Below are 13,752 nucleotides of genomic sequence, written 5' to 3'. Positions count from 1 at the left end.
TGTAAACTTTTACCTACTTTTGTTCTTTTTTCTTCATTATTATTATTCCTTATTTAAAAATTTTTATTCACTCATTTTATTAATATATTAAATGTAAGGCGATCTAGGATATCCTTCTCTATACTTTCCTCTAGTTTGCAATCCTCCAATACCTTTAATCCCTGTAATAGTATTATCTATTACCTCTGTTATTGATACAACCTTCTCAATTTTTGTATATGCAATTTTTTCACATACTAAAACAGGATCTAAACAATGTATTAATACCCTATTAGGAGAACTAGCAAAATTAGCTCCAGCATCAAGCATACATTCATAGCAACTTTGGCAAGCTCCAGCAAAGATAACTAATTCATCGTAACTTGAATTATAATTTCTTAAAGCCTTAACAGCTTCTATATAGTATCTAGAATTTCTGTAATTATCTAAATTTAAATAATCATCAGTACTCCTAACAACACTATCATGCCCCGTTAAGACTACTATATCTGGTTTAACCTCTTTTACTAGATCTACTATTACATCACTTTGCTTCTTCTCAGGTATTGCCCTTCCTACTGCTTCCAAAGAAAGCTGCTTATATACCTTTAGGCAAGTTTCTAAATAATCACTATCACCATCAATATGAAGTATCTTACCTGGTCTTCCAAAAATCAATTCTTTATTTCCTTGATTTTTTGATTGCTTACTACCTCTATATAGGTTATTTAAAGGCTTTACAATATCACCATCACCCCTCATTGAAACAGCCTTTTTAATAGCAGCATCTACCCTACTATTTAATATTTTTTCTTTTGCTCCTTCATATTCATCATCTACTAACTCTAAATCTTCATCTCTAGAGTCTGCTATTATTCTTATACTTATTCCCTTTAATATATATATTTCTTTCCCAGCTTCTTCTTTGATATCAATTATCTTAAAAGTAATATCCTTATTGTATGATTTCCTTACTACTAAGTCTCCTATTTTCATATTTTCCTCACAAATATTATTATGTACTATAATATGTCGAAATTTATTTATTCGTACACTAAATTTATTATTAAACTTTATCTACATTAATTTTTATCCGCTATGTTATTTAACATAAGATAATATTAATAAAAAACTCTAATAAGAAAACTCTCACTCGAAAGAAGCTGTCTTCCGACAGCTCCTTAATCTAATTTGTATTCACTTTTAAATTCTTCTAAGAATTTCAACATATCATTTTGTTCATTTATAATAGATTCAATCTTGCTACCAAAAGTATTTTGACCCCAGTTTACTTCATTGTAATAATATCTATTGGCAAGCCTCCAGTACCTTTGAGGAAATTGTAAATAAGCATATAATACCTTATATTCAATATCTAATAGTGGCGAAACATCATTATATGAAGATATAATAGCATTAGCAAAGTTAACATCCCAATTTACTCTCTTCAAAACTTTAATCATGAAATTTGAAATGTCAAAGGTTCTAACTTCTCTTTTACAATAGTCAAAATCAATTACATGACAGTTATTGTCTTCATCTAAAATTATATTGTGATAAGTAAAATCATGATGACAAAAGCTCTTATCATTTTGAGCTATATCACATAACTTATTATAATCAGAGGATTCTAATGTCTTTAAAGCCTTCCTTCCTATCTCCTTATAAAATTCCATAGATTTTAAATATAATAAGTCAAAATCATTTTTATTACTTTTCTTTCTTACCATATCTCTCATCTTGTCAAAAGACTTTATTCTTTTACTCATAAGATGAGTCCATCTGCCTAAATCACTTTTCAATTTAGAATTTTCAGGAGGATCGTATCCTTTAGATGCTTCATGTAACATTGCTAAAGTCCTTGCTGCTAATTTCACCTCATCTATGTTATGAAAATCGCATTCTCTACCTTCTATCCATTCAGATAATGTGTAAAGATCCTCATTGACTAGGGCATATGGTTCCCCCTCTATGTTTAAAAAGTACTTATCAACAGCATTAAATCCATTATTAATTAAATGCTCCTTCGCTCCATAAACAAATAATAATTTTTGAGGTCCATAATTAATCTTTTTTAAACATTTTTCACCCTTGTTCGTCTTTAAATAATAAACTCCTTTATTGGCTTTTAGAGTTTCAATTTTAATATCAAATTGTCTTTCTATTTCAAATTCTCTCATCATAACCATCACCCCCTTTATATTTATATGACTATATTTATTCTTTTATTAACATTTTATTCCTATCTTTAATATAATAAATTAAAAACAATGAGAAAGGATTAAATCATGAAGATAAGCATAGATGGCAGGGCTGCTAAATGGTATAGAGGAACTGGAATTGGCACATATACTTATCAACTTATTAATAGTATAAGCAAAGTAGATAAGAAAAATGATTACCTAGTTTTTTTACCTGAAAATTCAGCTCTAGATTTAAGTGATAATTTTAGCGTTGAGTTAGTTGGGGCCACGGCAGAAATGAATTTTTGGGATGAGGTTAAAGTTCCTAATATTTTAAATGACAAAAATATAGACATTTACCACGTCCCACAAAATGGGGTTGGTCTAAATACTAAAATAAATTGTCACAAAGCTATTACTTTGCATGATATAATCCCACTGAGAATGCCAGAAACTGTTAGCGATAGATATTTAAATATTTTCAATAATGAGCTTCCTAATATAATTAATAATTCAGATGGAATATTAACAGTCTCTGAGTTTTCAAAGCAAGATATAGCAAAAGAATTTAACTTCCCAAAAGATAAAATCTTCGTTACTCATCTTGCTGCAGAGGATATATATAAGCCATTAAATAAGTATCAGTGCAAAAAAATAATAGAAGAAGAATATAAAATTAAAGATGATTTTATACTTTATGTTGGTGGATTTAGTCCAAGAAAAAATATTTTAGGATTAATAGAAGCCTTTTCTCTTTTATCAAAGAAATTAAAAAAAAGACTTAAGTTAGTTATTACAGGTAAGAAAGGAATATCATATGAAGCCTACAAAAAACGAGCTATTGAATTAAGTATTGAAGATGATGTTATTTTTACAGACTTTATTCCTTTAGAGAAATTACCTCTTTTTTATAATGCTGCTAAACTTTTAGCTTATCCATCCTTTTATGAAGGTTTTGGTTTACCACCTTTAGAAGCTATGGCTTGTGGCACTCCTGTAATAGCTTCTAACATCACATCTCTACCTGAAATATGTAATGATTCGGCCTTATTAATAGATCCATATGATATAGAAGAATTATCTAAATCAATCGAAATAGTTCTTGATGATAATGAATTAAGAAAAAGCATGATTATTAAGGGTCTTATTCAAAGTTCAAATTACTCTTGGAACAATACTGCAGCAGCAACTTTAAATGCATATAAAAGAATTATTAAATAATAAGAGCATTCCCTGTGGGAGTTAGTATCAAAGTAGTGTTACTATATAAATATAGTGATATTAACTCCTATACTCCTAGGGTATGCTCTTATTTTTTAATATATATTAATAAAAATATTCATTCATATCAAGTATAAATTCTTCTATAAATCGTCTTCTATATTCTTCATTATTTATCTTATCATTTAACCTATTTAAAAAGACTTCATAATCCCATTTCTTTTGCTTGTAATAATAATCCCTTGATATGGTTACAAAATCTCTTGGATAGCTTAAAATAGAATAAATTAATTTTATTTCCCCTTTTGTTAATTTATCAATGGAATTATAAGAATTAATTATTAATTTAAATGTGTCTACATCAAAATAGCTATTTTTTATTACTTTTAATGCAAAGTTAGCTATATCAACAGATCTAGTGTCTATTTTACAATAATCAAAATCTATTATTCTAACATCTACACCATCAATAATAAAGTTATGATGTGCTAAATCATTATGACATAATACTCTTTTATTAAAATCTTCAAGAAGGCTATTATAATTACACATGGCTAATAACTCTATTGATCTTTTTATCTCTTCAATAAATTTATCTACATTTTCTAAAAAGACATTATCAAACTCATTTCTATACCTAAACCTTAATATATAATCCTTAATACCAATTAAATCTTCCTTAGCATTATTAAAATAGTTTGGCAGATAATCCCCCAAGTTTCCCTTAACTATATCTGAAGTTAAACTATTAAAAATCCCCTTAGAAGCTATATGCATATTTGCTAAAGCTTTTGTACATAACTCTATCTCAACAGGATTACTAAAAGCTGCTTCTCTACCCTCTATCATATTTAGAACAACATATTTGTTATCTAATGATTCAAATACAATATTACCATTTTTGCTTTTATAATAACTTAATACATCTTTATACCCTGTAATCAAATATTCAAGAGCAGTATTAATAAAATTTACTCTATCAATAGGTGTATCTATTAATTTTAATATTTTTTTACCTTTATCAGTTAAAAGAATAAAAACCTTTCTTAATGGTATTATATCCTCTATTTCAAAATCTAATTTTTCTAAAAATTCCTCACTAAAATCATATTTGCATAGTATATCTTTATCTATATATCTATACTTATTCAAACTATAACCTCCCTATATTACTAAACCCTTACTATCGTATTTTCTTGCTCTCTCAAGGCTGCTTAGAATTCTTTCATCACTATCTTTTAATTTCCCTAAAATGTATCTTTCTAATATCCTAAATTCCTCATTAGGATAAGAAGCCAAAGCTCTTAAATATTCTCTATTATTATTTTCCAATCCCAGGGTTTCAACATAGTAATTTATAATATCTTCAAAATTAATATCAATATTCTTTCTTTTCAACTTTTTAATATAAGAATATACATCATGTTCTTTAAGGTTATAAGATAAGTATCTTATAGTTTTAACTATTATCTTTCCATCCTCTCTTACATATAAATTTTTTTCATCCACTCTCGAAAGGCATACTTCATAATTTTTCATACTATTTTCTATAAGACCTCTATAATTGCTAGTATATAAAAGCTCTAGCGCTCTTTTTCCTATAGATATTAAATATTCAGCCCTTCTTATAAAATAGAAGTCAACAGAATTCAGCTCCTCTCTTTTTTCTACTTTTTTATAATAGCTAGATATTAATCTTAATTGTGAATTAAAACTATTTATTTCTTTTCCAATTACTGAACCTATTCTAGGATATAAATTTTCTTTATACTCACCTAAACTCTTTTGAAAAGCAATTATATTATCTATTTGTTTTTTAAAATTATCTTCTTCTAAGGAACTTATAAATTCTTCATTTAAAACATATATACCCTTACTTTCTAAAAATGATAATAATCTAGCATCACTCATTATTCCACCTCTTAATAAAAAAAGCTTTCAAGGAAATCTTCTCTTTTATTTCTATCATTTAGATACTTCTTAAGCTTATTTACAAGAAACTCCTCTCCCCAAGGTTGCTGTTCCCAATAATACTGAAGTCCAATTTGCCAAAATCCCTGTGGAAACATAATAAAGCTCTTCATTAACCTCATTTCTTCTCTACTTATATAATATTTTTCTGAATAGTTCTCAATAATAAAACTAGCCTTATTATTACTCCACTTTCCATCTTTCATAGATCTAATCAATAAAGAGCATAAATCATGTATATTAGAATCTAAAATGCAATAATCAAAATCTATTATATTAACTTCACCATTACTGTTTATTAAAACATTATGATGAGCAAAATCATGATGACAAAATCCCCTCTTAAAAACTTTTTTCTCCATTATTCCTAAATAATTATTGGATTTTAAATTATATATGGCCCTTTTTCCTCGTTCTACTTCCTCATCCACTACTTTTAAATATAATTCATCGAACTCTGATTTATATGCCTTCTGATATATTCTCCTTCTAAAATCAAGTATTTCCTCGCATCTAGTCTCAAATACTTTTATCCAGGAAAACCAAGCTATCCTAGGCCTCATATTTTTATTTAAGGTAAATCCTTCACTACAATTATGTAGTTCAGCTAAAGCCATAGATGCAAGCTTTAAATCGCTTAAATTATCATAGTTACTATTTCTTGCATCTACCCACTCATTTAAATATGCATAATTGTTTCCTAGCTTTATAAAACCTTTATTATCTTTTGTATTTATTATCATTGGAATCTTATTAAAACCTCTATTTTTTAAATGTTCTATTGCCGAAAAAATAAAATAAAAATGAGGCTTTTGATATTTAATTACTTTAATACCATAATCCCCATCCTTAGTTATAACCTTATAGCTATTTTTAACTTTTTCAATACTTTCTATCTCTAAAAGATACTTATCTTGAATTTCATTTTTTATATATGAAAATTCCATTAAATTCTCCTTAAGATTTATTCTAATGCATTATATGAACTCTAATATTTTATTGTGTTTACTAATATATTAAATAATTAATTTTAAACTGTTATATATAAAAATAATTCTTAATAAGTATAATATATATTATGATTTTAGGAGGCTAACTATGAATCTCTCAATTGATGCTAGAGGTATCAATCTTTATAACGGTACTGGAATTGGAACCTACACCGAAAACTTACTTCGGGAGCTTTTAAATATAGACTCAGATAATAATTACACTATTTTTTGGAGTGGCAAAAATTATGAGGATTATAAAAAAAGAAATAGCAAAATAATTCTCACTTCAAAAAAACATGGTGGATTTTATGAAAATTACTACTTTCCAAGTTATATAAAAAATAACAATATTGATATTCATCATATTCCTCAAAACGGAATAGGATTTTGTGAAAATTATAGTACTAGCTGTGTAGTAACCATTCATGATTTAATTCCTTATATATTGCCAGAAACGACAGGAAGAGGATATTTAGAAAGATTTCTAAAGAATATGCCAAATATTATAGATAGTGCTGAAGGAATAATAACCGTATCAGAATACTCTAAAAAAGATATTTTAAAGTTCTTTAATCATATATCTGAAGATAAGATTTTCGTTACTCCTTTAGCTGCAAACTCTAACTTTAAACCATTAGATAAAGAAGCATGTAGAAAGCTTGTAAACAGTAAATTCAATTTTAATAATCCTTATATTCTATACATAGGAGGATTTAGCTCACGAAAAAATGCTAGGGATCTTATATTAGCCTTTGATAAAATATATAAAGACTTAAATTCAGAACATACTCTCCTTTTAGCAGGCTCTCTTAAAGATGAGGGTAAAAAGCTGTATGAACTTTCTAAGACCTTATCTTCAAAAGATAATATTATTTTTACTGATTTTATTTCCGAAGACTTACTACCGACTCTATATAACGGAGCTGAAGCTTTTGTTTATCCATCACTTTATGAGGGGTTTGGATTACCTCCCCTTGAAGCAATGAGTTGTAAAACAGCAGTTATTACTTCAAATATTACCTCTATACCTGAAGTAACTGGTGATTCAGCATTATTAATAAATCCTTTTGATAGAAACGAATTAGAAAAAACTATAGTAAGCTTATTAAATGATGAGAATCTGAAACATCAACTAGCTGAAAAAGGATATAAAAGAAGCCTCCAGTTCTCATGGAAAAATACTGCCATAAAAACATTAGAGGCTTATAGAAAAATCTATACTTTTTGATTTATAATTTCTAAAACAATCTTTTTAAATTCATCAATATTATTAATGGCTGGAGCCCTTTCTATAGTGTTCATTAATACTAATAAAGGGCTACTACCTTTAATATTACTTCCATCATTAATCTTTACATTCAAAGAATATAGCGAGCTTGGTAGAAAATCCATCTTTATTATTTCTTTAGATAGTAACTCTGTATTAGTAGATGCAAATGCCATAAAGCTCTTAATAACTTCACTATTTTTTCCAGCATTTAAAGCAACTAAGTTTTCCCCACCTAAATCAAAAAGTCTATTTTCTCCAATATTAAGGCTTGGATGATTCTTACACTCCCATACACCTTCGGTTTCTCCATCAATTAATTCCTTGTAAAAGTCTATCCCTGAAATTCTGCAAATATATTTCTCTGAAGTAGTATTTCCCTCATTGTATAATTCAGATATCTTTTTTAATAATTCATCCTTATTATATTTCTCATTTTCTTCTATAAATTGGGTTAATAATAATAAATCTATATTAAGTCTATCTTCACTAGAAAATAAATTATACTCTCCATTACTTTTAATATTTATATCCTTACCCATCTCTATCAGCTGATTCCATGTATTGATATCTTCTGTCTTATATCCAAAACTATTTAAAATATCCTCTCTTAAATACATTGAAATAGGATTAGATGTAAAAGGTATTCCATAATATCCATTTTCAGTTTCTACTTCTTTCAACCTATTTACATTAAAATTATTTTTATAAGTTTCAATAGTATTCATATTTTCATTAATTAAATTTATTTTATCCTTAACTAGATTAATTTCTAAGAAATTTAAGTGAACAATGTTAGGTAAATCTGTTTCATTAGAATTTATAATTTTACTTACATATTCATCTTCACTCACTTCAACTACTTTTATTTTAACCTTCTTATTACTTTCTTCAAATTCATTGGCTATATTTGAAAAATAATCATAATAATATTCATTAGTCCAGACTACAATATCACCTTTCAAACTACTCTTATTAGATTTACTAAAAAATGTACTAAAAAAGATAATAATAAAAAAAACTACAAAAAGTAATATTGATACTTTTTTTCTATTCTTCATTTGACCACATCCTAACTATATAAATTATACACTATTTTAACAAGATTTTTATCTCTAATTATTTTTTGCATTTTATAAATGATTATAATATAATAATTTAATATATAAATTATTTAATAGGAGTTTGTTATGCATATAGATAGTTTAAATTATTTTTATCAAGTTGCTAACTCTAAGAGTATCTCTACCGTTGCAAAAAACTCTCATATCTCTCAATCTGCTTTAAGTCAGCAAATCGCTAAGCTAGAGAACAAGCTTAATGTGAAATTGTTTACTAGAACAAATAAAGGCGTATCATTAACACCTGAGGGTGAGATACTATTCAAATATTCTGAAACAATATTGAATGCTTATAATAAAATGCAACAAGAGCTTTATAACTCTATAAATCAAAAGAAATTTATTTCTATAGAAGCTGTAGAATCAGTAGGCCAAACTATTCTACCCATAGCTATTTCCAAATTGAAAAAAGTTTACGACTCTCATACAATAAATATTAATAATATAGACTGTTGTTCTCATACGAATCTTCTTAATAACGTAAGGGATATTTTCATTTGTTATCATAAACCAGATGATAACAATGGAATAATAAGTAAATCTCTAGGGACTGATGAAATATTTTTAGTTGCTGATAAAAATTTCCCTATTAATACTATTACTAAAGATGAAATCTTCAATCTGCCTCTTATATTGGCTTCAGATAAGAAATGTTTAAAAAAATCTTTATCAAAAGAGCTTGGATGTACTGAGGAGGAATTAGATAAAGCAAACATATTATATAAAACTAATTCTTATTTCTCTGCATTAAACGGAGTTTTATCAGCGAAGGCAGTAGCTTTTATACCTGCAAGTATTTATCATAACTATTGTCCTTCAACTAGAATTAAAAGAATTAATATAGAAGACTTTTCTATAGAGTTAACGTTATATATATGCTACTTAGATTCTTTTTATAAAACTAATAGTGATTTCATAAAAAGCTTAAAAAATATACTAAAGGGTTACTTAAATTAAAGTAGCCCTTTAGTATGTTCTAAGTAATAACCAATTAGAAATTTCTCTTAATACATCTTTATACGGATTGTCAGGAAGTTTTTCAATTCCCTTAAAGCATTTCTTCATATATTTTTCAGCTAATTCTTTAGCCATTTCTATTCCGTTATTTTCTTTAACCAATCTAATAATTTCTTTTACTTCTTCTTCTGTATATATATCTTTACTTAAGATTCCATCAAAAGCTGCTTTATTTTTCTTGTAAGCATATATTAATGGAATTGTATAAATACCTTGCTTTAAATCATTTGCTGCTGATTTCTTTATACTTTCATCATTTCCTTCATAATCTAATATATCATCCATAATTTGAAAAGCCATTCCTAAATTATGTCCTATATTACTTAGTTCTCTAGAAACCTTCTCATCAGCATTACATTCAGCTGCACCTAAATATAAGGAAATTGAAAATAACTCAGCAGTCTTTCCAGATATTCTACTTAAATAATCTTTTACAGATAATTTCATAGAAAATCTAGCATTAAGCTGATTTACTTCACCCATACATATTTTAGACATAGCTCTAGAGTCTACTTTTATAGCTTGAAGTGAAGACTGAGTTGCAAGTATTTTAAAGCATACGCAAAATAAATAATCACCTATATATACTGCATAATCTTTTCCATATTTAGATTGAACAGTTTCTCTTCCCCTTCTTAGCTTAGAATCATCAATAACATCATCATGTACTAATGTTGCCATATGAAGCAATTCAATAACTGCTGCTGTAGGTACAGATTTAGATTTATCATTTTCACCAAACTTTGATCCAATTAAAACAAAGGCTGGTCTCAATAACTTTCCATTACCTTCTAGTAACTCTAGAATAGAATTTTCTATCTTTTTATCCTTACATCTAACATTTTTTCTCATAAGGCTTAATACTTCATTAAGTTCTTTATTAATCTCGGGGTAATTACTCCAAATATTGTTCATTTAAATCCACCTTCTTAAAGACATTAAAAGTAATTTTTAACACCTAAATATAACCTTTAAACATTGGAAGTCTTTTCAAATGATTTACAGCATAGTTAGCTGTAATTCCAATAAAAATACCAGTTCCTATTCCCACTGTAGATAACACAGGTAAGTAAAGCATAACACCAATATTCTTTACTATTAATGATGCAATTATTAATTGTCCAACGTTATGGAATATAGCTCCCGCTGAACTAACCCCTATTATACTTACCTTATCTTTAAATAACTCCTTTACAGTTACCATAGCAATAAAACTTAGTATTCCACCTGCTGCACTATACATAAATGAAGATAAATTCCCTCCAAACATAGTGGATAATAGTAACCTTAGGAACAGTACTAAAAAGGCATCTCTTTTACTATTTAATGTATATAATGCAATAACTATAATTAAATTTGCTAAACCTAATTTAGCTCCTGGAGTTATAAAAGGTACAGGAATCATTCTCTCAAAAATATGTAATACTAAGGCTTGCGCTACCAACAATCCAATGTACACCATTTTACTAGTTTTTTTCATAGCTTCTCCTTAATGCGATAATATAATATCATCATCTGCCTTACCTTTTATTTCAATCATAACTTTATTAGGAAGACAAACTAAGCTTTGCCCAGGTTTCTCAATGTATTCTGGATTCATACATACTTTATCAGGACAATCTGCCTCTATTATACCAATCTTATTATCTTTAACTTTTACTACATTAATACCATCTTTAGTTTTTATTTCAATTATTTCCTCTCCCTTATGTACAGATAGAGGAATAGTCTTATACATCTTTCCTGAAACAGTTATTTCTGCATATGTTGTACTAAAATTTTTACCTACAGATGCTCCAAGTATAATCTCAGGTAAAAATGATAATATCATAAGCGCCGCAATAATAACAAAGTCTAACCTTTTAAACATATCATTCATCTCCATAGAATTTAAGGTTAATTATTTGCATTATAACCTTACAATTTTATAAGGTAGAGTTATTACCCTACCTTATAAAGTTTATTATATATATATTTTAATTAATTATCTACATCAATGTTATTTTATCAAATTAAAAGTTAAGATAATTATTTAAGTAAATTTTCAAATTTAAAAGCATATAGTTGATTTACTTCATCAATTATTGTGCTTTCTTATATATTGGCTCTTTCTTACCATGCCAGAAATTATCTGCTATCCTTGTTATCCACGGCATTATATAGTAATCTAAACCAAATGTTCTACCTGCTCCACCCATTAAAGCAATAGATCCGAAGAAGTACCATAGTATATCCCATCCAGCCATAGCACATAAGATAAAGTTAACTACCATACCTGCTGATACTGCACTGAAGATAAATGTAAATAATCCAGCAATTAAGCAAAGACCCATACCTATTTCCATTAAAACAACTATTCTTTGGAACCATACTGCTACTTCAGGATTTGGCATCATAAATTGCATTATTGCAGCATACCAACCAGGAACTTCACTTATAATAGGCTTAGCCCATTCTGTTGCAGTTTCTGCACCTGCTGCTGCTGAAGCACCAGATGTTGCATCTTGTAACCAAGTGAAAGGCATCTTAACATTACCAGCTTTAATCCAGCTGTCTGAACCAATTGTTATAGCATCAAAGAATCCTTTTATGCTACCTGCATCCCACATCTTTTCCCAAATGCTTTCTCCAATTAACTTCTTAATACCTTCAATTAACCATAGAGAACCTATAAATACTCTTAAAGGCACAAGCCATAATCTATTAGCTTTTGATGATAAATGACCTCTCATTACAGATCTTCTATCTTCCATAGTAAAGAATTCATGTTGTAAGTAACTATAAATAGCATGAACATCATTTACTTCAAATAAGTAGTGAATATTAACTAAATGTTTCATTATCATAGCAAAGAATCCTGATAACTTAAGACCCATTAAGTTAGCAACACAGTATCTTCCACCGATAGAAACCATGAATCCATGATATTTACCAGCAAATTTTTGCATTTCTTTCTTTTCAATTGATGCAACTATATTCTTAACTACTGTATCAGCTGTTTGAACTGCAGCTTCTACTATTTGAGGAGTTCCTTTTCCCTCTTCTTCTTCGAAGTAAGCAATATCTCCTACTACAAATACATTTTCTTTACCTACAGCTTGCATGTATTCATTAGCTTGTAATCTACCAGCTCTAGCTGTTTCTAATCCATATTCCTTAACTTCTTGGTTTGCTTGAATTCCACAAGTCCATATTAATGTTCTTGTATTAATCACTTGTCCGTCTTTTAACTTTATGTTATCTTCATTTACTTCAACTATAGGTGAATTCTTTAATATTTCCATTCCATGTTTTACCATGTACTTTTCTGCTTTGTCAGCTTGTTTTCTATCTAACATATTTAAGATAGTTCCCATAGCTTCAACAACTTTTAATGTAACTTCATTTTCGTCAACATTGTGCTCTTTAGCTAATCTAGTCTTCCACTCTAATAATTCACCAGCCATTTCAATACCAGTAAATCCTGAACCTGCAACAACAAATGTTAACATCTCTCTTCTCTTAGCTTCATTTCTTTCTAAGCTAGCTTTTTCAAACATTTCTTGAATGTGATGTCTAATTTTTAGAGCATCTTCAAATGACCAAAGAGTAAATCCATTTTCTTTTACTCCAGGTACTCCAAAGAAAGCTGGTTCACTACCTGTACCTACTACTAAATAATCATAAGAGTATTCTCCATAAGTAGTTTTTATAACTTTTTTGTCTGTATCTACATTTTCAATATAGTCTGTTACAACTTTAACTTTTGTCTTACCAAAAATCTTACATAATTCTACTTGAACAGATTCTGGGTGAACTCTTCCCCCCGCTACTTCATGTAACTCAGTCATTAAAGTATGATATGGATTTTTATCAATTAATGTTATTTCCACATCATTATTTTTTTTATATTTTTTGGCTAGTTTCTTAGCAGTACGAACACCACCATATCCAGCTCCAAGAACAACTATCTTATTTTGTGCCATGTTGAAACCTTCCCTTCATATTAAATAATTCTAAAA

Annotated in this window: 13 protein-coding genes; 3 read left to right on the top strand and 10 right to left on the bottom strand. The window is 27.9% G+C overall.

The window, feature by feature from the left end:
- Positions 1-87: 87 nt before the first annotated feature.
- Positions 88-975, bottom strand: coding sequence for a sporulation peptidase YabG (gene yabG / locus GPX08_RS07495; protein ID WP_156626198.1), 888 nt, complete (start codon positions 973-975; stop codon positions 88-90).
- A 185-nt stretch (positions 976-1,160) separates the two neighbouring features.
- A complete protein-coding gene (locus GPX08_RS07490) occupies positions 1,161-2,162 on the bottom strand; it encodes a CotS family spore coat protein (RefSeq protein ID WP_156626197.1) in 1,002 nt (333 codons plus the stop codon).
- A 105-nt stretch (positions 2,163-2,267) separates the two neighbouring features.
- Here GPX08_RS07490 and GPX08_RS07485 point away from each other — a divergent pair, with 105 nt between their 5' ends.
- Positions 2,268-3,383 carry a glycosyltransferase gene (locus GPX08_RS07485; RefSeq protein WP_156626196.1) on the top strand — a complete coding sequence of 372 codons (1,116 nt, stop codon included), beginning with the start codon at positions 2,268-2,270 and terminating at the stop codon, positions 3,381-3,383.
- A 105-nt stretch (positions 3,384-3,488) separates the two neighbouring features.
- Here GPX08_RS07485 and GPX08_RS07480 read toward each other — a convergent pair whose 3' ends face one another.
- The 3 genes from GPX08_RS07480 to GPX08_RS07470 are packed head-to-tail and all read right to left on the bottom strand — an operon-like array spanning position 3,489 to position 6,301.
- The gene (locus tag GPX08_RS07480; protein WP_156626195.1) at positions 3,489-4,535 is read right to left on the bottom strand and encodes a CotS family spore coat protein; all 1,047 of its coding nucleotides are present in this window, start codon (positions 4,533-4,535) and stop codon (positions 3,489-3,491) included.
- A 12-nt stretch (positions 4,536-4,547) separates the two neighbouring features.
- Positions 4,548-5,294, bottom strand: a complete 747-nt coding sequence (locus GPX08_RS07475) for a hypothetical protein (protein ID WP_156626194.1) — start codon at positions 5,292-5,294, stop codon at positions 4,548-4,550.
- Positions 5,295-5,305: 11 nt separating this feature from the next.
- Complete coding sequence (locus GPX08_RS07470; RefSeq protein WP_156626193.1) at positions 5,306-6,301, bottom strand: CotS family spore coat protein; 996 nt, start codon at positions 6,299-6,301, stop codon at positions 5,306-5,308.
- A gap of 151 nt (positions 6,302-6,452) precedes the next feature.
- Here GPX08_RS07470 and GPX08_RS07465 point away from each other — a divergent pair, with 151 nt between their 5' ends.
- Positions 6,453-7,574: a glycosyltransferase gene (locus GPX08_RS07465; RefSeq protein ID WP_156626192.1), complete on the top strand. Its 1,122-nt coding sequence runs from the start codon at positions 6,453-6,455 to the stop codon at positions 7,572-7,574.
- On the opposite strand, the gene GPX08_RS07460 is transcribed toward GPX08_RS07465, so the two are convergent.
- Entirely contained in the window at positions 7,562-8,674 is a 1,113-nt protein-coding gene (locus GPX08_RS07460) for an extracellular solute-binding protein (RefSeq protein ID WP_156626191.1), read from the bottom strand. The two genes, GPX08_RS07465 and GPX08_RS07460, sit on opposite strands and share 13 nt — an antisense overlap.
- A gap of 129 nt (positions 8,675-8,803) precedes the next feature.
- Here GPX08_RS07460 and GPX08_RS07455 point away from each other — a divergent pair, with 129 nt between their 5' ends.
- Positions 8,804-9,691, top strand: a complete 888-nt coding sequence (locus tag GPX08_RS07455; RefSeq protein WP_156626190.1) for a LysR family transcriptional regulator — start codon at positions 8,804-8,806, stop codon at positions 9,689-9,691.
- A 9-nt stretch (positions 9,692-9,700) separates the two neighbouring features.
- On the opposite strand, the gene GPX08_RS07450 is transcribed toward GPX08_RS07455, so the two are convergent.
- The 4 genes from GPX08_RS07450 to GPX08_RS07435 all read right to left on the bottom strand — a co-directional run bounded on the left by GPX08_RS07450 (position 9,701) and on the right by GPX08_RS07435 (position 13,716).
- The gene (locus GPX08_RS07450; protein WP_156626189.1) at positions 9,701-10,666 is read right to left on the bottom strand and encodes a polyprenyl synthetase family protein; all 966 of its coding nucleotides are present in this window, start codon (positions 10,664-10,666) and stop codon (positions 9,701-9,703) included.
- Positions 10,667-10,709: 43 nt separating this feature from the next.
- The gene (locus GPX08_RS07445) at positions 10,710-11,231 is read right to left on the bottom strand and encodes a heptaprenyl diphosphate synthase (RefSeq protein ID WP_156626188.1); all 522 of its coding nucleotides are present in this window, start codon (positions 11,229-11,231) and stop codon (positions 10,710-10,712) included.
- Positions 11,232-11,240: 9 nt separating this feature from the next.
- Entirely contained in the window at positions 11,241-11,621 is a 381-nt protein-coding gene (locus GPX08_RS07440; protein ID WP_156626187.1) for a NusG domain II-containing protein, read from the bottom strand.
- A gap of 211 nt (positions 11,622-11,832) precedes the next feature.
- Positions 11,833-13,716, bottom strand: a complete 1,884-nt coding sequence (locus tag GPX08_RS07435; protein WP_156626186.1) for an NADH dehydrogenase FAD-containing subunit — start codon at positions 13,714-13,716, stop codon at positions 11,833-11,835.
- Positions 13,717-13,752: the final 36 nt, after the last annotated feature.

This window comes from Clostridium tertium (assembly GCF_902652255.1).
Taxonomy (GTDB): domain Bacteria; phylum Bacillota; class Clostridia; order Clostridiales; family Clostridiaceae; genus Clostridium; species Clostridium tertium_A.
This window is presented reverse-complemented; position numbering and strand designations above follow the sequence as displayed.